Annotated in this window: 14 protein-coding genes; 11 read left to right on the top strand and 3 right to left on the bottom strand. The window is 72.4% G+C overall.

Annotated features, from left to right (window positions below; translation table 11 throughout):
• The first annotated feature begins 116 nt into the window (after positions 1 to 116).
• Complete coding sequence (locus ACIO5E_RS29635; protein WP_400673637.1) at positions 117 to 1,526, top strand: glycosyltransferase 87 family protein; 1,410 nt, start codon at positions 117 to 119, stop codon at positions 1,524 to 1,526.
• A 37-nt stretch (positions 1,527 to 1,563) separates the two neighbouring features.
• On the opposite strand, the gene ACIO5E_RS29630 is transcribed toward ACIO5E_RS29635, so the two are convergent.
• Together ACIO5E_RS29630 and ACIO5E_RS29625 are read right to left on the bottom strand one after the other, a co-directional pair.
• The gene (locus ACIO5E_RS29630) at positions 1,564 to 3,336 is read right to left on the bottom strand and encodes a penicillin-binding transpeptidase domain-containing protein (RefSeq protein ID WP_400673634.1); all 1,773 of its coding nucleotides are present in this window, start codon (positions 3,334 to 3,336) and stop codon (positions 1,564 to 1,566) included.
• Between the two features lie 176 nt (positions 3,337 to 3,512).
• The gene (locus ACIO5E_RS29625; protein WP_400673632.1) at positions 3,513 to 5,402 is read right to left on the bottom strand and encodes a dolichyl-phosphate-mannose--protein mannosyltransferase; all 1,890 of its coding nucleotides are present in this window, start codon (positions 5,400 to 5,402) and stop codon (positions 3,513 to 3,515) included.
• A gap of 106 nt (positions 5,403 to 5,508) precedes the next feature.
• Between ACIO5E_RS29625 and rsmI the strand changes: the two genes are divergently transcribed.
• The 7 genes from rsmI to ACIO5E_RS29590 all read left to right on the top strand — a co-directional run bounded on the left by rsmI (position 5,509) and on the right by ACIO5E_RS29590 (position 13,821).
• Positions 5,509 to 6,381, top strand: coding sequence for a 16S rRNA (cytidine(1402)-2'-O)-methyltransferase (gene rsmI / locus ACIO5E_RS29620; RefSeq protein WP_400673629.1), 873 nt, complete (start codon positions 5,509 to 5,511; stop codon positions 6,379 to 6,381).
• 333 nt (positions 6,382 to 6,714) lie between these two features.
• On the top strand, positions 6,715 to 7,140 hold the full coding sequence (locus tag ACIO5E_RS29615) for a hypothetical protein (protein ID WP_400673626.1): 426 nt from the start codon (positions 6,715 to 6,717) through the stop codon (positions 7,138 to 7,140).
• A 161-nt stretch (positions 7,141 to 7,301) separates the two neighbouring features.
• Positions 7,302 to 8,921, top strand: coding sequence for a methionine--tRNA ligase (gene metG / locus ACIO5E_RS29610; protein ID WP_400673623.1), 1,620 nt, complete (start codon positions 7,302 to 7,304; stop codon positions 8,919 to 8,921).
• Complete coding sequence (locus tag ACIO5E_RS29605) at positions 8,921 to 9,796, top strand: TatD family hydrolase (protein ID WP_400673620.1); 876 nt, start codon at positions 8,921 to 8,923, stop codon at positions 9,794 to 9,796. The genes metG and ACIO5E_RS29605 overlap by 1 nt, the downstream gene beginning before the upstream one ends.
• Positions 9,797 to 9,943: 147 nt before the next feature.
• Positions 9,944 to 10,861, top strand: coding sequence for a 16S rRNA (adenine(1518)-N(6)/adenine(1519)-N(6))-dimethyltransferase RsmA (rsmA, locus tag ACIO5E_RS29600; protein ID WP_400673618.1), 918 nt, complete (start codon positions 9,944 to 9,946; stop codon positions 10,859 to 10,861).
• Positions 10,858 to 11,775 carry a 4-(cytidine 5'-diphospho)-2-C-methyl-D-erythritol kinase gene (locus ACIO5E_RS29595; protein WP_400673615.1) on the top strand — a complete coding sequence of 306 codons (918 nt, stop codon included), beginning with the start codon at positions 10,858 to 10,860 and terminating at the stop codon, positions 11,773 to 11,775. Before rsmA ends, ACIO5E_RS29595 begins: the two co-directional genes overlap by 4 nt.
• A 177-nt stretch (positions 11,776 to 11,952) precedes the next feature.
• Positions 11,953 to 13,821 carry an ABC-F family ATP-binding cassette domain-containing protein gene (locus ACIO5E_RS29590; RefSeq protein ID WP_400673612.1) on the top strand — a complete coding sequence of 623 codons (1,869 nt, stop codon included), beginning with the start codon at positions 11,953 to 11,955 and terminating at the stop codon, positions 13,819 to 13,821.
• Positions 13,822 to 13,876: 55 nt separating this feature from the next.
• On the opposite strand, the gene ACIO5E_RS29585 is transcribed toward ACIO5E_RS29590, so the two are convergent.
• Positions 13,877 to 15,775, bottom strand: coding sequence for an FUSC family protein (locus ACIO5E_RS29585; RefSeq protein ID WP_400673610.1), 1,899 nt, complete (start codon positions 15,773 to 15,775; stop codon positions 13,877 to 13,879).
• Positions 15,776 to 16,197: 422 nt separating this feature from the next.
• Here ACIO5E_RS29585 and ACIO5E_RS29580 point away from each other — a divergent pair, with 422 nt between their 5' ends.
• The 3 genes from ACIO5E_RS29580 (at position 16,198) to ACIO5E_RS29570 (ending at position 19,861) form a co-directional block, all read left to right on the top strand.
• Positions 16,198 to 16,653, top strand: a complete 456-nt coding sequence (locus ACIO5E_RS29580) for a hypothetical protein (protein ID WP_400673608.1) — start codon at positions 16,198 to 16,200, stop codon at positions 16,651 to 16,653.
• 43 nt (positions 16,654 to 16,696) lie between these two features.
• Entirely contained in the window at positions 16,697 to 18,382 is a 1,686-nt protein-coding gene (locus ACIO5E_RS29575) for a WXG100 family type VII secretion target (RefSeq protein ID WP_400673607.1), read from the top strand.
• Positions 18,383 to 18,559: 177 nt separating this feature from the next.
• Positions 18,560 to 19,861 carry a S8 family serine peptidase gene (locus tag ACIO5E_RS29570; RefSeq protein ID WP_400673605.1) on the top strand — a complete coding sequence of 434 codons (1,302 nt, stop codon included), beginning with the start codon at positions 18,560 to 18,562 and terminating at the stop codon, positions 19,859 to 19,861.
• The last annotated feature ends 5 nt before the right edge of the window (positions 19,862 to 19,866 follow it).

Below are 19,866 nucleotides of genomic sequence, written 5' to 3'. Positions count from 1 at the left end.
CATCCGGCCCCGAGGGGCCGCCGGGCGGGACACCCGGCGGCCCCTCGCGTGTCCGCTCCCGAACCGTGTCCCAGGGCATGGCGACAGGGCCTTGCCCCCACCCATAACCTTCCACCATGGTGAGCACCCGCACGCCCGGCTTCTCCCGCCCGCGCGGCCGCTTCACCGGCCGTTCCAGAACGCCGGCCCCGCAGACCTGTGCCACGGCGCCGTCCGAGCCCGGACGGCCGCCCGTCGGCTACTCCACCCGACCCTTCCCCCGCCAGCGTGGCGAGAGCACGTTCCCGCCCACGCCCGATCGGCTGAATCCCGCCGGACTCGCCTCGATGCGCACCGTCCAACTGCTCGGCTGCCTGGTCGCGGCCGGCTGGGCGGCCGCCTTCCCGCTCGTCTCCGACCTGCCCAACCAGCGGCTGTGGGGCCTCGTCGCGGCTCCCGCCTACGCCCTGGCCGGTCTGCTCTGCCTCACCCTGCCGCGCCGCCTCGCGGCCCGCTCCGCCGCCGCGGTCGCCCTCGTCGGGGCCGTCCTCGCGCCGCTCGCCCTGCTGGCCCTGCAGGGCCGCCACCAGTCCGAGGTGATGGTGGTCGAACGCTCGGCCCACCTGCTGCTCACCACCGGCAGCCCGTACCTGCCGCACCCGGTGGTGGTCACCGACTACAACCCGTACCTGCCGGCCATGACCCTGTTCGGGATGCCGCGCCAACTGCTCGGCGACGGCACCGCCTTCGCCCGGGTCGCGGGGGACGCCCGGATCTGGTTCGCGCTGTCCTTCGTCGCCTGCCTGCTGGCCAGCTGGCGGCTGCTGCGGCCGTCCCGGGACCGCGCCCCGCTGCTGCCGCTCGCCGTGCTCACCGCCTCGCCGCTGATCGCGCTGGCCCTGGTGGTCGGCGGGGTGGACCTGCCGCTGATCGGTCTCTGCTGCCTCGCCATGGCGCTCGCGGAGCGGGACCGCACCGTCGCCGCCGGACTGGTGCTCGCCCTCGTCTGCACCCTCAAGTGGACGGCCTGGCCGGCGCTGCCGGTCGCCGCGCTGCTGCTGTGGCGGCTGTACGGCCGCCGGCCCGCCGCCCGGACCACGCTGATCGCGCTCGGCACGGGCCTGGCCGTGCTGCTGCCCTCCGTGCTGACCCGGGCGGACGCGCTGCGCGAACAGGTGGTGCGCTTCCCGCTCGGACTCACCGCCATCCACACCCCGGCCGGCAGCCCGCTGCCCGGCAAGGTGCTGGCCGGCTTCGGGCCGACCGGGCACTCCATCTCGCTGGCGCTGATGACCACGGGCGGGATCGGGGTGGCCATCTGGCTGCTGGCCCGGCCGCCGGTGTCCGCGATCGCGGCCGCCGACCTGCTGGCCGCCGGGCTGGCCATCGCGTTCATGCTCGCCCCGGCCGGACGGTTCGGCTACCTCGCGCTGCCGGTCGTCCTGGTGATCTGGCCCCGGCTGGCGGCCCGGCGCTGGAGCAGCCGGCGCCCGATCCCGCCGCGCCGGCTGCCGGGCAGAGCGGAGCCCGCCCTGCCACGAGGCTGAGCGGGCTCCGTCCGAAGGCCGTGTCGTACGACCGTGCTCAGCGGCCGGCGGCCGCCTTGAGCAGGGAGGCGACCGCGGGGCCGGCCGCGTCCACGCCGTGGCCGCCGCCCTGCACCTCGGCGGCGACCGCGATGTTGCCGCGGTAGGCGGTGAACCAACTGTTGGTCACGGCCACCCCGGCCACCTCGGCGGAGCCGGTCTTGGCGCCCGCGTTGTCGGTGATCCCGGCCATCACGTCCTTGGCGGTGCCGCCCTGCGCGGTGGCCGCCATCATCGCCCGCAGCTTGCCCGCCACGTCGGGGGAGAGGTTGCGGGCGGCCTTCTGCTGGGGCAGGTCGGCGACCAGGATCGGCTGCTTGAACTCGCCGCTCTGCACCGTGGCGGTGACCGAGGCGATGGCCAGCGGGTTCATCTGGACCTTGCCCTGGCCGATGTAGTTCATCGCCTGCTCGTCCTTGTTGGCACCCGGGTCCGGCACCCGGCCGTCGGCGTTCGGCAGGCCGGTCTTCCACTCCAGGCCGATGCCGAAGACGTCCTTGGCGGTGCTGGACAGGGTGTTCGGCTTCAGGCTGGTCAGGCCCTGGTTGATGAAGGCCGTGTTGCAGGACACCATGAAGTCCTGCTGCAGCGTGTTGTTCGGGAAGGCGCCCGGGAAGGAGTTCGGGATCGCCTGCGCGTTGCTGCTCTTCTCCGGGCAGGCCACCGGGGTGTCCGGGTTGACCCCGGCCTCCAGCAGCGCCGTCGAGGTGACGATCTTCATCGTCGAGCCCGGCGCGAGCAGGCCGGTGAAGGCCCGGTTCTGGCCGTTGGCCGGCGCGTTGGCGAAGGCCAGCACCTGGCCGGTGCTCGGCTCGATCGCGACGATCGACCCGGACTTGCCGCCCAGGTCCGTCATCGCCTTCTCGGCCGCGGCCTGGACGTTGTTGTCGATGGTCACCTTGAACGGCTTGCCGGGCTTGGGCTCGACGATCGTGAACAGCTTGTCGGCGGCGGTCTTGCCGGCCGGGTCGCTGATCACCACCGCGCTGCCCGCGTCCTGGTCCTTGTTCGGGTCCGGCGGCAGCAGCTTGTGGGCGTTGTCCTGCAGGGTGGACAGCAGCGCCGGGGTGATCGAGGTGCCCTGCAGCGGCTTGCCGTTGCGGTCCACCACGTTGGACGGCGGGGCGAAGACCTGCTGGACGGCGATCGTCTCGCCGCCGGACAGGTGCGGGTGGATCACCGTCGGAGCCCAGTGCACGGCCGGGGTGTCGTCGCTCATCTTCACGACGTTCAGGAAGCCGTTGTAGTCCCAGACCCGGTTGGTGCCGGCGAACTCGGCGCGCGCCTTGAAGCCCATCAGCACGCCGGCGGGCCCGGCCGAGGCGGAGGCCGACGGGGAGTCGGTGGCACCGGGCGTCGCGCCCGCCGACGGCGTGGCCGAGGCGCCGGCGGAGGGCTTGGCGGCCGGGGCGGGGGTGCCGGTGGCCGAGGCGAAGGCCTGCGGGGTGGCCGGGCCGGCCGGGGTCAGGGTCAGCGCGCTCGGCTTGACCTGGTCCCGGAAGGCCGCCAGCGCGGTGGTGGCCGCGGTGGGGTCGTCGGTCAGCGAGGCCGCCTTGTCCAGGTCCCCGGCCGCCCAGGCCGCCAGGAAGTCCTTCGCACCGTTGGTCGCCTGCTCGGCCGAGGGCGGTTCGGCGACCACCGTGCGGGGCTTCTTCGCCGAGGACGTCCCGGAGTCCGAGCCGCCCATCAGGCTGTACGCCCCGTAGCCGCCGCCTGCGAGGACCGCGACGGACACGCCGGTGATGATGCCGATCTTCGCGCCTCTGCGCATGGTGCTGCTCCCCCATGGGTCTGCCGGCCGGGCGCCACCGACCGGGGCCGGAAACGCTATTCGCCCCCCACCCTAGGCAGCGCCGATCGGTGCGCCGACGAAACGCCCGGGAGTTGTGACGGATCTGGTACGTGTCGTGCACCGCATACGGACGATGGGGGGATGGGCGGTGGACGTCAGATCCAGCTGTTGAACCACATCCGCTGGCGCCAGTCGTCCATCGGGATCGTCTGCCCGGTGAACAGCGGGAAGAAGAAGAGGAAGTTCCACACGATCAGCAGCACCAGAAGTCCGGCCGCCGCCGAGCCGATGATCCGGCGGTCCCGGGACGCGCCGGGCGGCCCGATCAGCGCGCCGACCAGCATCGTCACCGCGAGCACCAGGAACGGGACGAACACCACCGCGTAGAAGAGGAAGATCGTGCGCTGCTGGTAGGCGAACCACGGCAGGTAGCCGGCGGCCAGGCCACACAGCACCGCGCCGGCCCGCCAGTCCCGCCGCGCCACCCAGCGCCACAGGCAGTACACCAGCGCCACCACGGCCGCCCACCACAGCAGCGGGGTGCCGATGCCCAGCACCTCGCGGGCGCACTCGGCGGCCGTGCAGCCGCTCTGGCCCTGCTTGGGGGACTCGTAGAAGAACGAGACCGGCCGGCCCAGCACCAGCCAGGACCACGGGTTCGACTGGTAGGTGTGCGGGTCGCTCAGGTGGGTGTGGAAGTCGTAGACCGTCGAGTGGTAGTGCCACAGGGCGCGCAGCCCCTCGGGTATCCACGGGTAGTCGGTCGAGCGGCCGACCGCCCAGTCCCGGCCCCAGCCGCCCTGCCCGGGGGCGTTGCTGCTGGCGAACCAGCCCCACCAGGACGTGAGGTAGACGACCAGCGACACCACCACGATCGACACGAAGGCCGGCACCACGTCCCGGGCGAGCGTCGCCAGGTACGGGCGCGGGGCCCCGGCCAGGCGGCGGGCGCCGACGTCCCACAGGACCGTCATCACGCCGAAGGCCGCCGCCACGTACAGGCCGCTCCACTTGGTGGCGCAGGTCAGGCCGACGCAGACGCCGGCCGCGATCCGGTACGGGCGCCAGCCCAGGTTCATCCGCTGCGCCAGGACCGCGTCCGGCACCCCGCCGAGCTTCGCCGCCAGCCGGCCCCGGGTGCGGTCGCGGTCCAGCAGCAGGAAACCGAAGGCGGCGAGGATCCAGAACATCACCACCAGGTCCAGCAGCGCGGCGCGGCTGAGCACCAGGTGCAGGCCGTCCACCGAGAGCAGCAGGCCGGCCACGCAGCCCAGCAGGGTCGAGCGGAACAGCCGGCGGGCGATCCGGGCCACCATCAGCACCGACAGCGTGCCGAGCAGGGCCACCGCGAACCGCCAGCCGAAGGGGTTCATGCCGAACAGCCACTCGCCCGCGCCGATGATCCACTTGCCCACCGGCGGGTGGACCACGTAGGAGGCCACCGAGCGGTAGGGGACCGCCGCGCCCGGCGTCATGATCTGGTCGTTGGCGCCGTCCGGCCAGCTGATCTCGTAGCCGCCGTGCCAGAGCGCGTAGGCGTCCTTGGCGTAGTACGTCTCGTCGAAGATGATCGCGTGCGGCTGGCCGAGGTTGGTGAACCGCAGGATCCCGGCGAACAGCGCCACCGCCAGCGGGCCCAGCCAGCCGGCCCAGCGGCACAGCCACGACCACAGGCCGGCCGGTACGGACACGCCCAGCCGCAGCAGCAGCGGCGACGGGGGCACCACCGCCGGGGTCACCCCGCGGCCGTCCGGCATCGGCGGGACCAGGCGCTCGGCCAGCGGGGCCGTCGGGCGGGCGGCGTAGCCGAACCCGGCCAGCCGCTCCCGCCAGCTACGGGAAGCCTCCTCGGACGCCGGGGGAGCCGCCGCGGACGGCCGGGGGGCCTCCTCGGAGGGCTGTGAAGCCCGCTCGGACGGCAGGGGAGCCTGCTCGGACGGGCGGGGGCCAGGGACGGCGGGGGACGGCAGGCCGGCCACGCCGGCGCCATCCTGCGCGGTGTGGTCTGTACCGGTGGGCGTCCGAGCCGCCGTGTCGCCGTTCATCCGCCACATCGTAGGGGCGCTCTTCGTACGTGTGAGCGCTCCCTCGGAAGCTGCCCGAATCGTCACCAAAAGCCCCGGGCGGCCGGTAGCTGCAAGGATGGGGCCCGTGACAGGAGTACTCGTTCTCGCAGGCACCCCCATCGGCGACGTCTCGGACGCCCCGCCCCGGCTGCTCACCGAACTCGCCACGGCGGACGTCATCGCCGCCGAGGACACCCGGCGGCTGCGCCGGCTCACCCAGGCGCTCGGGGTGACCCCGGCCGGGCGGGTGGTCTCCTACTTCGAGGGCAACGAAGTCGGCCGCACCCCCGAACTGGTCGAGGCGCTGCTCGGCGGCGCCCGGGTGCTGCTGGTCACCGACGCCGGCATGCCCTCCGTCTCCGACCCCGGCTACCGGCTGGTCGCCGCCGCCGTCGCCGCCGACGTCAAGGTCACCGCGGTGCCCGGACCGTCCGCCGTGCTCACCGCGCTCGCGCTGTCCGGCCTGCCCGTCGACCGCTTCACCTTCGAGGGCTTCCTGCCGCGCAAGACCGGCGACCGGGCCCGGCAGCTCGCCTCGATCGCGGCCGAGCCGCGCACCATGGTCTTCTTCGAGGCGCCGCACCGGATCGCCGAGGCGCTCGCCGCGATGGCCGAGGCGTTCGGCGCCGAGCGGCCCGCGGCCGTCTGCCGCGAGCTCACCAAGACGTACGAGGAGGTGAAGCGCGGGCCGCTCGGCGACCTGGCGAGCTGGGCGGCCGAGGGCGTCAAGGGCGAGATCACCGTCGTCGTCGCGGGCGCCCCGCCGGCCGCGCCGCAGGAGCTCACCCCCGCCGAGCTGGCCCGGCTGGTGGCCGTCCGGGAGGAGGCCGGGGAGCGCCGCAAGGAGGCCATCGCGGCGGTCGCGGTGGAGCTGTCGCTGCCGAAGCGGGAGGTGTTCGACGCGGTGGTGGCGGCCAAGAACGCGGCCGGGAGCGAGGCCGGGAAGGCTGCGAAGTAGGGCGGCGCGCCGGGCCGTGATCAGGGCTCTGACCAGGGCTCGGCCGGTTCGGAAGCAGCCCCGGGCGCGGTCGGACGGGGCCGTGGAACGGGGGTGCACTCCGGGGGGTTGCGGGACTCCTGGGGAGTCGTACCGTGGAGAGAAGGCCCCGGTAAACGCCCACGGAGCTGAAGCTTCGGTCGCGGTTTCCGGAACGGACCAGGCCCTTCGTATAGGGCTTCCCAATCCGCGTCCAAGTCTTCACAAGCAGGGCATCGGCCGAGGCGGTCCGGGCATTTCCTGGAATGGAAAGACCCAGCCGGGCGAGCGCCCGGCGGGCGCTGGGAGACGGCTATGAGCGAGATGATCGGTAGCCCCCTCGGTGGCAACGCGCTGAGCGCCCCCGGCCTGGCCGGAAGGCCGCACACTCCCGTCGAGACCGTACGGGAGGCCTACTCCTTCGCGTGCCTGAAGTGCGGGTACGGCTGGGAGCAGGCGTACGACATCGAGCACCACCTGGGCAAGGACGGGCACGTCGTGTTCGAGTACCACGCCAACGGTGTCCGGGTACCGTCCCCGCTGCTCAAGCCGACCTGTCCGGGGTGTGGTGGACACACCGTCCGGATCATGCGCGAGGGCCGGGTCGCCACCGCCGACCAGTCCTGGCACCACGCCCCCGGCTACCCGGCCCACGCCGAGCCGGCCGGGGCGCCCCCGGTGGACGGCCCCGTGAAGCCGCGCGGACGCTGGGCCCGGTTCTGGTCGCGGCTGCTGGGCTGACCGTCGACGCCGGGAGCGCGCCCGGGGGCCGCCCGCCGCGAGCAGTGCGGCGGGCGGCCCCCGCGGTCCGGGCACGGGCACCCGTGCCCGGTCGGTGACGCGGTTGCCCGGGCGGTCACGCGGTCGAGGGGTGCGTTCGGGCCCGACTAAGCTTTCCGACCATGGCGGCCACTGCAGACCACAGCACCACCGGGGCGAACACCCCGGCGTACTACGTTTCCACCCCGATCTACTACGTCAACGATCGCCCGCACCTGGGCCACGCGTACACCACCGTGGCGGGCGACGTCCTCACCCGCTGGCACCGCCAGCGCGGCGAGAAGGTGTGGTACCTGACCGGCACCGACGAGCACGGTCAGAAGATCATGCGGACCGCCGAGGCCAACGGCGTCAGCCCGCAGGAATGGTGCGACAAGCTGGTCGAGGAGGCGTGGAAGCCGCTCTGGGAGCACCTGGAGATCGCCAACGACGACTTCATCCGCACCACCCAGCAGCGTCACACCGACCGGGTGCAGGAGTTCGTCCAGGACCTGTACGACAAGGGCGAGATCTACAAGGGCGGCTACTCCGGCCCGTACTGCGTCGGCTGCGAGGAGTACAAACTCCCGGCCGACCTGCTCGACGGCGCTACCGAGGACGAGAAGCTCTGCGCCATCCACAAGAAGCCCGTCGAGTGGCTGGAGGAGGAGAACTACTTCTTCCGCCTCTCCGCGTACGGCGAGAAGCTGCTGGAGTTCTACGCCGAGAACCCCGGCTTCATCGCCCCCGAGTCCGCCCGCAACGAGGTGCTGCGCTTCGTCGAGCAGGGCCTGCAGGACCTCTCCATCTCCCGCTCCACCTTCAACTGGGGCGTCCCGCTGCCCTGGGACGAGAAGCACGTCCTCTACGTGTGGGTGGACGCGCTGCAGAACTACATCACCGCGGCCGGCTACGGCAGCGACCCGGAGCGCTTCGCCGAGCTGTGGCCCGCCTCCGTTCACCTCGTCGGCAAGGACATCCTCCGCTTCCACGCCGTCATCTGGCCCGCCATGCTGATGGCCGCCGGGCTGCCGCTGCCCAAGCGGGTCGTCGCCAACGGCTGGCTGATGGTCGGCGGCGAGAAGATGTCCAAGTCCAACCTGACCGGCATCGCGCCCACCGACCTCACCTCGCACTTCGGCGTGGACGCCTACCGCTACTACTTCCTGCGGGCGATCCCGTTCGGCACCGACGGCTCGTTCTCCTGGGAGGACTTCACCGCCCGGTACACCTCCGAACTCGCCAACGACTTCGGCAACCTGGCCTCCCGGGTCGCCGCCATGGTCGGCAAGTACTTCGACGGTGCGCTGCCGGAGGCGACCGCCCACGGCGAGGCCGAGCAGGCCGTCGCCGACGGTTTCGCCGCCGCCGTCGCCACCGCCGACCGGAAGATCGGCGAGGAGCTGGACTTCGCCGGCGGCCTCGCGGCGATCTTCGAGTTCGTCAAGCAGGTCAACGGCTACCTCACCGAGCAGGAGCCGTGGAAGGTCGCCAAGGACGACTCGGAGGAGGGGCGCGCCCGCCTCGCCACCATCCTCTACACCGCCGCCGAGGCACTGCGCGGCACCGCCGTCCTGCTCAACCCGGTGATGCCGTCCACCGCCGAGAAGCTGTGGGTCTCGCTCGGGGCCGAGGCCGGCCTCGGCGCGCTCGCCGCGCAGACCGTCGCCACCGCGGCCGACTGGGGCCGACTGCCCGTCGGCAGCACCGTCACCAAGGGCGAGATCCTGTTCCCGCGCCTCGAAGAGAAGCCCGCCGCCTGATGTCTCCCAAGGACGATCGCGCCACGCCGCCGCCGCTGCCGGAACCCCTGGCGGTGGCGGTGGCGGACTCGCACACCCACCTCGACATGCAGTCCGGCACCCCGGCCGAAGGCCTGGCCCGGGCCGCCTCGGTCGGGGTCACCACGGTCGTCCAGGTGGGCTGCGACGTGCCCGGCTCGCGCTGGGCCGCCGACCTGGCGGCCCAGTACGAGCAGGTGCACGCGGCCGTCGCCCTGCACCCCAACGAGGCGCCGCGGATCTTCCTCGGCGACCCCGACGGCTGGTCCGGCCAGCAGCGCGCCGCGGGCGGCGCCGCCGCGCTCGACGAGGCCCTCGCCGAGATCGACCGGCTCGCCGCCCTCCCGCAGGTCCTCGCCGTCGGCGAGACCGGCCTCGACTACTTCCGCACCGGGCCCGAGGGCGTGGAGATCCAGAAGGAGTCGTTCCGCCGCCACATCGAGATGGCCAAGCAGCACGACAAGGCGCTGGTCATCCACGACCGCGACGCCCACGAGGACGTCATCGCCGTGCTGCTGGCGGAAGGCGCCCCCGAGCGGACCGTCTTCCACTGCTACTCCGGCGACGCCGAGATGGCCAAGGTCTGCGCCGAGCACGGCTGGTACCTGTCCTTCGCCGGACCGGTCACCTTCAAGGCCAACCAGCCGCTGCGCGACGCCCTCGCCGTCACCCCCCTCGACCGGATCCTGGTCGAGACCGACGCCCCCTTCCTCACCCCCCACCCTTACCGGGGCCGCCCCAACGCCCCGTACCTCATCCCGGTCACGGTCCGGTCGATGGCCGCCACCCTGGGGCTGCCCGAGGACGAGCTGTCCGCCGCCATCGCCGCGAACACGGCGCGGGCCTTCGGGTACTGAGTCGATCGAACGGACATCGGATCGCGGAGGAACGGTTCGGCACTCTCGTGGCGCTGTGATGCCGGTTGGCATGAGTGCCCGCCGTGGAGATCGACCTCGCCGCGGTCGTCGAACTCCGAGTGGCTTCCGCGCCCGTATCCTTGGCGCGTGAGCACCACCGATCCCACCTCTGACAGCCACCTGCTGGGCGCCGCCGACATTCGGGAGCTGGCGGCCGCGTTCGGCGTGAAGCCGACCAAGCAGCGCGGGCAGAACTTCGTCATCGACGGCAACACCGTGCGGCGGATCGTCCGGGCGGGTGGGGTGACGGCCGAGGACTCCGTGGTCGAGGTCGGGCCCGGGCTCGGGTCGCTGACGCTTGCGCTGCTGGAGGTGGCGCGGCACGTGACCGCGGTCGAGATCGACCCGGTGCTCGCGCAGCACCTGCCGGACACCGTCGCCGCCCGGCTGCCCGGCAAGACGGACGCCTTCGACCTGGTGTTCAGCGACGCCATGGAGGTCACCGAGCTGCCCGGGCCGGCGCCCACCGCGCTGGTCGCCAACCTCCCGTACAACGTGGCCGTGCCCGTCCTGCTGCACATGCTGGCGACCTTCCCCAGCATCGAGCGGACCCTGGTGATGGTGCAGAGCGAGGTCGCGGACCGGCTCGCCGCCAAGCCCGGCAACAAGGTGTACGGCGTCCCGTCGGTCAAGGCCAACTGGTACGCCGACGTGAAGCGGGCCGGTGCCATCGGGCGGAACGTGTTCTGGCCCGCGCCGAACGTCGACTCCGGGCTGGTCTCGCTGATCCGCCGCGAGCCGCCGAAGACCACCGCCAGCCGCCGGGAGGTGTTCGCCGTCGTCGACGCCGCGTTCGCCCAGCGGCGCAAGACCCTGCGGGCCGCCCTGGCCGGCTGGGCCGGCTCCCCGGCCGGGGCCGAGCAGGCGCTCGCCGCCGCCGGGATCGACCACAAGCTGCGCGGCGAGATGCTGACGGTGGAGCAGTTCGCCGCGATCGCCGAGCACAAGCCCGAGGCGACCGGCGGGCACCAGCCGAAGCAGAGCGACGAGGTCGAGTCCGAGTGATCACCGTACGGGTTCCGGCCAAGGTCAACGTCCAGCTCGGGGTGGGCGGACTGCGGGCCGACGGGTTCCACGACCTGGCCAACGTGTTCTTCGCCGTCGCCCTCGGCGACGAGGTCACGGCCACGGCGGGGGAGGGCGTCACGCTGTCCTGCACCGGGCCGGACGCCCACGCCGTACCGCTCGACGAGAGCAACCTCGCCGCCCGTGCCGCCCGCCTGCTCGCCGCCCACCACGGCATCGCCGAGCCCGGCGTGCACCTGCACATCGCCAAGGCCATCCCGGTCGCCGGCGGCATGGCCGGCGGCAGCGCCGACGGGGCGGCCGCGCTGGTCGCCTGTGACGCGCTCTGGCAGCTCGACACCCCCCTCGACACGCTCCTGGAGCTGGCCGCCGAACTCGGCTCCGACGTGCCGTTCGCCCTGCTCGGTGGCGTCGCGCTGGGCCGCGGCCGGGGCGAGATCCTGCAGCCGCTCACCGTCGAGGGCACCTTCCACTGGGTGTTCGCGGTCGCTGACGGCGGCCTCTCCACCCCCGCCGTCTTCCGCGAGTGCGACCGCCTGCGCGAGGAGGCCGGCACCGGCTCCAGCGAGGTTCAGGTGCCCACCCCCGACGCCGACCCGGCGCTGCTCGCCGCGCTCGCCGCCGGCGACGCCGTCGCCCTGGCCGCCGCCCTCACCAACGACCTCCAGCCCGCCGCCCTCTCGCTGCGCCCCTCGCTCGCGGCCACCCTGCGGGCCGGCACCGAGGCCGGCGCGCTCGGCGCCCTGGTCTCCGGCTCCGGGCCGACCTGTGCGTTCCTCGCCAAGGACGCCGACGCGGCGGCCGCCGTCGCCGAGGCACTGCGGGCCTCCGGCACCTGCCGGACCGCGCACGCCACGTACGGGCCGGTGCCAGGGGCCGGGCTGGTGCCGTAGCTCCTCCGCCGGTGCAGGGCCACCTCAGGCGGGGGGCTCCCGGGGCCCCGTCGGTGCAGGCGGCGAGGGCGCTTCGGCGGGCCCATTAGGCTGGGGAGATCGGGGTGTCCCCGACAGGGGCGCCCGGCCGCGAGCGGCGGGCCGCCCCGAGACCGCCAACCCAGGAGCGCAGCACACGTGGCCGTCAACCTCGCCACCATCGAGTCCGTCACGAAGGTCTACGGCACCCGCGCCCTCCTGGACGGGGTCAGCCTCGGTGTCAGCGAGGGCGACCGGATCGGTGTCGTCGGACGCAACGGCGACGGCAAGACCACCCTGATCCGGATGCTCGCCAAGCTGGAGGAGCCGGACGGCGGGCGGATCACCCACGCCGGCGGGGTGGAGATGGCCGTCCTCACCCAGCACGACTCGCTCGACCCCAAGGCCACCATCCGGCACGAGGTGATCGCCGACCGGGCCGACCACGAGTGGCTCGGCGACGCCCGCATCCGCGACATCATCGAAGGCCTCTTCGGCGGCCTCGACCTGCCCGGCTTCGCCGACGGCCTCGACACCGTCATCGGCCCGCTCTCCGGTGGCGAGCGCCGCCGGATCGCCCTCGCCAAGCTGCTCCTCGGCTCGCCCGACCTGATCGTCCTCGACGAGCCCACCAACCACCTCGACGTCGAGGGCATCAACTGGCTCGCCCAGCACCTGCAGAAGCGCCGCTCCGCGCTGGTCTGCGTCACCCACGACCGCTGGTTCCTCGACCAGGTCTGCACCCGGATGTGGGACGTCCAGGGCGGCGCCGTCCACGAGTACGAGGGCGGCTACTCCGACTACGTCTTCGCCCGCGCCGAGCGCTCCCGGATCGAGGCCGTCGAGGAGCAGAAGCGCCAGAACCTCGCCCGCAAGGAACTCGCCTGGCTGCGCCGCGGCGCCCCCGCCCGCACCTCCAAGCCGCGCTACCGGATCGAGGCCGCCAACGCCCTGATCGCCGACGTGCCGGAGCCGCGGGACAGCTCCGAGCTGATGAACTTCGCCAACGCGCGCCTGGGCAAGACCGTCTTCGACCTGGAGGGCGTCACCGTCAAGGCCGGCCCCAAGCTGCTGCTGGAGAACCTCACCTGGCAGCTCGGCCCCGGCGACCGGATCGGCCTGCTCGGCGTCAACGGCGCCGGCAAGACCTCGCTGCTGCGCGCCCTGCGCGACGCGTACGCCTCCGAAGGCGACGTGCAGCCCGCGTCGGGCCTGATCAAGGTCGGCAAGACGGTGCGGCTCGCCTACCTGTCGCAGGAGGTCGCCGAGCTGGACCCGGCCACCCGGGTGCTCCAGGCCGTCGAGCAGATCCGCTCGCGCGTCGACCTCGGCAAGGGCCGGGAGATGAGCGCCGGCCAGCTGTGCGAGCAGTTCGGCTTCGGCAAGGACAAGCAGTGGACGCCGGTCGGCGACCTGTCCGGCGGCGAGCGGCGGCGGCTCCAGCTGCTGCGCCTGCTCATGGACGAGCCGAACGTGCTGTTCCTCGACGAGCCCACCAACGACCTCGACATCGAGACCCTCAACCAGCTGGAGGACCTGCTCGACGGCTGGCCCGGCTCGATGATCGTCATCAGCCACGACCGCTTCTTCATCGAGCGCACCACCGACGTCGTCCACGCGCTGCTGGGCGACAAGAAGATGCGGATGCTGCCCGGCGGCGTCGACGAGTACCTGGAGCGGCGGGCGCGGATGGCCGCCTCGATCGCCGCCGCCGCTTCGGCCGCCTCCGCCGCCACGTCGGGGGCCTCGGGCGCGGCGGGCACCTCGGGTGCCTCGGGTGCCTCGGGTGCCGAGGCCGCTACATCGGCGCTGTCGGGCGGCGACCTGCGGGCGGCGAAGAAGGAGATGCAGAAGCTGGAGCGGCAGATCGCCAAGTTGGACGAGAAGGAGTCCAAGCTGCACGCCCAACTCGCCGAGCACGCCGCAGACTTCTCCAAGGTCGCGGAGCTGGACGCGCAGCTGCGCGGCGTCCGGGAGGAGAAGGAGGAGCTGGAGATGAGCTGGCTGGAGCTGGCCGAGCAGGTCTGAGCTCGCCGAAGGGGCCTCCGTCGGGGTCGTCTCCGGAGGATTCCTCCCGGGGTGGCTACCGGGCGAGCAGGGCCTCCAGCTCGTCCGCCGCACGGCCCAGCGCACTGCGCGTCGGGTCGTGCGGCGCCGTCGGGCGGGCCGCCGCCCCGGTCGGCGGGCGGTGCTCGCGGGCTGCGGCGGTCAGCTCGTCCAGCGCCCGGAACACCCGTCCGACCTCCGCCGGGTCCGGCACCCGGCCGCCGTACCGGAGCTGCGCCGCGAACGCCGCCACCGCGCCGCCCAGCCGCTCCAAGGCCGCCGTCGCCGGCAGCCACTGCTCCGCCAGCCGACCGGTCGGCGGCGGCTCGGACAGCCCCTGCCGCACCTCCTGGCGGGCGTCCGCCAGCGCCCGGTAGGCCGTACGGCGCAGCCACACCTCGGCCCGGCCGGCGTCCCCGGAGACCGCGTCCAGGTAGGCCCGCAGCGCGGTGGCCGCGTCCACCAGCCGCGGCTCGATCCGGTGGCGCGGACGCTCCGGCCACAGCAGGTAGCCGAAGAGCAGCACGATCGCGCTGGCGAGCACCGTGTCCAGCACCCTCGGCCAGAACTCGGCTGCGCTGCTCTGCCCGCCCAACTGGAGCAGGATCAGTGCCATCGGCGTCATCGCCACCGTGTTCAGCCCGTAGTGCGCCGCCGTCGCGTACGGCAGCAGGGCCACGCAGAACGCGGCGATCGCCGTCAGCACCCACTCGTCGGTCGTGAGGGAGACCACGGCCGCGGTGACCGCCACCCCGAGCACCGTGCCGATCGAACGGCTCACCGCACGCAGGAACACCGAACCGAGATCCGGCTTCAGCACGAAGGCGATCGTCATCGGCACCCAGTAGCTCTTGCTGAGCGGGTAGTTGGCGGTCACCGCCGAACCCACCGCGATGCACAGCGCCACCCGCAGCCCGTACCGGACCGAACCGCGCGACAGCAGCTTCACCCGGAGCCGCCACGGATCGGGCGGGGGTGCCGGGGCGGTGGCGATCTCCGCGTCCCGGCCGGCCACGGTGTCGGCGGCGGCCCGCAGCGCCACGTCCAGGGCCTGCCGGGACGGGGTGTCCGGCCGCCAGTCCGGGACGACGACGTCGCCGCCGCCCTGCCGGACGGCGGCCGCCAGCCGGCCCGGCACCTCCGCGACCTCCGGCGGCACGGGCCGCCAGGCCCACAGCAGGCCGGTCGCCGCCTCGGTGGCGGCCAGCGCCGCCTCGTACATCCGGCGCAGCCGGGCCGTGCGGGCGGACTCCGCCCCCGGGCGGCGCGGCCTCGGGAGGAGGTCCTGGAGCTGGTTCAACCGGGCCGTCAACACCTGGCGCGAGGCCGCGCCCTGCGGCGTGCCCAGGTCGGCGAGCGTACGGCCGAACGCCTCGTAGGCGGCCGCCAACGCGCGGTTGCGCGGATCGGAGGCGGGCCGGAGGTGCGCGCTCCCGGGCAGACCCAGCAGTACGACGAACGCGGCGCCCGCCGGCATCATCGGCGCCGCCGCCCACCACGGATCCGGCAACGGCATCCCGCTGCCCAGCGCGGCCGACACCAGCAGCAGCATCCCGGCCGCCGAACCGCGCGGGCCCGTCGCACTCAGCGCGCCGGACGCGAAGGCGGTGAGCGTGAGCGCCGTGCCGAGCACGGCCGCCGAGACGTCCGCGTGCTGAAGGGCGGTACCGATCAGCATGCCGAGCGCCGAGGCCAGCACCGCCGACGCCATCCGGGAGGCCCGCAGCCCCGCCGGCTCGGCCCGGTCGTTCATCGTCGCGTGCATCGCACCCAGGCCGGCGAACACCCCCAGATCCAGCCGGTGCGCCAGCAGGCCGACGGTCAGCGGCACCGCCATGCCCACGGCGGCGCGAACCATCAACGCGACCGGCAGCGCAGGCCGGGAGGGGCGCGCGGCGCGCGCCCACCAGGAGGGGGCGGGCTCGTCCGAAGGCATGCGATCACGTCCGTTCTGCGGCCGAGGGTCGCTGCTGTGCGACATTGCGCGGCAGATGGGGGCGTACCCGGTCCAACCGGGCGAGGCCAGTCTAGCGGGGGCCTGACCAGGGGCCCCGGCGGGTTGCACGTGTCAAGTTCGTACCGATCGCGTACAGGCGGGCCAAGGGCCCTGCCGGTCCGACAGAGGTGGTGGCTACGATTGTGGAGGTTGAAACCGCCCCCAGGGCGGGCGGTGCACCGACCAGGACTGTACGACCGAGAAGTTGACGGTATGTTGCGGAGCGGCGGCCCCGGGGTTACCCCGAACCGCCGCCCGTACGGGGGAAGAGGTGAACTGCTGTGGCAGGAGAGGCTCCACCGAACACGGGGACCAATCCGGACCCGTCCGGTGACGTCACGCCTTTTACGCTCAGCCATTACATGGGGATCGGCCCCGTGATCAGCACCGTGCAGACGTACGTCAGCGCCGGCGACCTGGTGTCCGCCTTCGGCAAGCAGGACGTCAAGGTCGAACTCGACACGCTCACCTCGTTCGCGAAGAAGATCGAGGCCCTGCTCCAGGCCATGGAGGGCTCCCCGGCGGCACCGTACAAGCTCCAGGAGCAGAAGCTGACCGGCGGGAGCTTCGCCAGCGCGGAGTTCGCCGAGGCGACGGCCCTGACGGCGGCCTACGGCAAGGTGCACACCCAGCTCGTCAAGCTGCACAAGGACTTCGTGTCGCAGATCGAGGCGATGAAGAACGCGGTCGCGCAGACGGCGGGCAACTACTCGACCAACGAGGACGACACGACGGCCGCCCAGAACGCCGTCGCGAAGAACGCGGGCGGCACCACGCCGACGGCGGGGTCGGAGCGAGCCGGCGGCCAGGGCTTCTGATGGCGGTCGGCGGAGACGTTCACGGGGAAACGGGGAGTAAGTAGTGGCAGGCGGAACGAACTTCGAGGGTATCGAACACCCCGAACTCAAGAAGATGGTCCAGAGCACCGACCCCGCGAAGGTGCTGAGCCGTGGCACCCAGCTGCAGTCGGCCGGCCGCGTTCTGAAGGAACTGGGCGCGGCACTCAAGTCGCACATCGGCAACGTCACCTGGGAAGGTCCGGCCGCCGAGAGCTTCAAGACCTGGGCGGGAAACCTGCAGCAGTCGGCCGCCTTGCTGGGCGACTACTCGGCGGCCGCCGGCGACGCGATGCACCAGGCCGGCGAGGCGCTCAGCACGGCCAAGGCCGCCGTGCCCGAACCTCCCCACACGGACATCGCGACGGTCAACGCGCGCCAGTTCCAGGGGCCGCCCAACCCTGCTGCCGTCACGAAGGCGAACAACTTCTCGATCGAGGGCGGGAGCACCGCCAACATCGACTCGATCATGAAGAAGCAGTACAACTCCAACTGGGTCTCCGAGGCGGACGCGCAAGCCGCCGCCCTGCGGATCTACACGGCGCACCAGGAAGCCATCCACCAGATGGAGAAGCTGGGGCAGGCGTACGAGGCGGCGACGACGAAGCTGGCCGGGCTCGGGGACGTGATGCTGCCGGGTACGCCGGATGCCGTCAAGAGCCGGGACGATGTGTCGGACTACTCCCCGGGTGCGTCAGGGGGCGGTTACGGCGGTTCCCCCCGCAGCCCTCGTACAGGCGGAGGCAGCACCAGTGGGAGCTACAGCCCGTCAGGCGGAAACTACGGTGGTGGCTCGGTCTCGCCCCGCAATCCGGGGTCGGGTCCGCAAGGCCCGATCGGACCGGGTCACACCGACCCGATTCCTCCGCGAAGCGGAGGCCAGGTGCTGCCTACGCCGGTGGACCCGGGTTCGTCGACGCCATCGTCTGTTCCATCCGACCCCATCAATCGTCCCGGTACCGGCCTTGACAGCCTGCCGACCGTGCCGACGCTGCCGAGTCAGACCGGCCCGTTCGGGCCCAGTGGCGGTGGAAGCTTTCCGACCGAAAGTCCCGGCGGCACTCCCGGATACCCGGGCGGGCCTGGCGGACCTGCTGGCACCCCCGGTAGCTCGGGCTTCCCGGGCGGTGGCCGGGTGACCGGCTTCCCGGCCGGAGGCAGTGGTTCGATTCCGGCCAAGAGTGGTGGCGGGTCTATCCCTGGTAAGGGCGGCGGATCGATTCCCGCTCGCACGGTTCCGTTCGGTGGTGGCCCGGTGGCGGGGAAGTCCGGCGGTACCCCGGGTCTGCCCAGCGGGACGGTCTTCGGCGCCCGCGAGGCCCAGGCAGGCCGGGCCGGAACGGCCGGCGGCACGGGTGGGATGAATGGGATGCACCCGGGCATGGGCGGTCACGGAGCCGGCGGTTCGGGTGGCAGCTCGCGCGGTCGGGGTCTGACCTCGACCGGCGGGGGAACGGTAGGCGGCCGCAAGGGGCCAGCCACCGGCGGGGAGTTCACGCCGGGCGGGACGGGCCTTCGCAATCGGGCGGCTGCTGCGGGAGCTGCCGAAGGCGAAGCCCGCTCCGGGCAGAACAGCATGATGACCCCTGGAACGGCGGGTCACTCTGGGCGGAACGAGCGCGATCGCCGCAAGCGGGCCGACTACCTCCATGAGGACGAGGAGACCTGGACCAGCGGTACGCCGCACAGCAACCCCGACGTGATTGAGTAGGACGGCACCGACTGCCCGGTCACTGGGCTCCCCCGGTGGCCGGGCAGATCTGTTCGGGGCACACTTCCCGGTCGACGGAAAGATTGACGAGGAGTTGTGATGGGGCGGACTAGCGCGCGAGTGCGTTGGCGGGTGTTCGCTGCGGCGCTTCTGGCGGCGGGAGTCGTAGTCGGTCCGGTGGCACCACTGGCGGTTGCAGGCGATTCGGTCCGTGCGGATCAATGGCATCTGGACGTCATGCACGCGCCGGAGATGTGGAAGATTTCAAAGGGTGAGAACGTCACAGTTGCGGTGATCGACGGCGGGTTCAAGTTGGATCACCCGGATTTGACTGGGCAGTTTCTTCCAGGCAGGGACTTCAGTGGAAGCCCGGGTGGCGTCGGATCCTACAAGGAGGGGCATGGCACGCAGATGGCTAGCCTCATTGCAGGTTCTGGAAAGTCTGATGGTGGAAAGGGTGCTTATGGCCTTGCCCCTGGCGCGAAGATCCTTCCGTTGAAAATTGCCAACGGCTCCGAAGGGGCGGTGATTTCAGCCGACTTTCTTGGACAGATCGGGCAGGCCGTTACCTACGCGGTTGAGCAAGGTGCCAAGGTCATCAACATCTCTCAGGGAACTTCTGCTGTTACGACCTACCCTGAAGACGTCTCAAAGCTGAACACGATCTTGGCTTGGGCGCGAGCGAAGGGATCGCTGGTGGTATCCAGCGTCGGGAACTCTGCCCAGTCGGGAAACCTCGTTGAGTATCCGGGCGCTCTGCCCAATGTTGTTGGAGTGGGGGCGGTCGGTCGCGACGTGATTGCGACGGCAGAGTCCCAGCAGGGGCCGCAGGTAATCCTTGCCGCTCCTGGTATGGATATGATTGAGGCCTGTACGGGTCCTACGGGTTATTGCAAGAGCCACGGCACTTCGGATTCATCTGCGCTGGTCTCCGCCTCGGCGGCGCTGATCTGGTCCGTTCACAAGGACTGGACCGCTAATCAGATTCTACGGGTGTTGATCAATACGGCTAGTAAGCCGACTGACGGATCCGCCCGCAACAACGATGTCGGTTATGGCGTCGTGCGGCCGCGGATCGCGTTGACGGATCCGGGCGATCCTGGGCCCGCAGATGTGTCTCCGGTGCCGGTGGCTGAGGCTGCGCCTTCGGCCAGCCCCTCCGCGTCGGGGAGCCCGTCGGCCGCTGCGTCGCCGGCGCCGGGCTCGGCGGCTCCTAGTCCGAGCGAGGTGGCGGTGGGCGCACCGCCGGTGGAGCCGAAAGCCGACAAGTCGTCCGGTTCCGGTAGTGCGCTGCCGATTGTGGTCGGCGTGGTGGTCGGGCTGGCGTTGGTGGCCGGTGTGGTGTTCGTGGTGCTGAGGCGGCGGAAGGTGGGCGGGCAGACTGAGGCGCATGTGCCGCAGGTGGGGGCGGGAACTCCGCCGCCTCCGCCGTCGTATGAGCCACCGGTGCCGCCGGGGGACAACCCGTACGCGAGGTAGTCGGG

Source organism: Kitasatospora sp. NPDC087314 (assembly GCF_044744365.1).
Taxonomy (GTDB): Bacteria; Actinomycetota; Actinomycetes; order Streptomycetales; family Streptomycetaceae; genus Kitasatospora.
The sequence above is the reverse complement of the archived record's forward strand: the minus strand, read 5'-3'. Positions and strand labels throughout refer to the sequence as shown.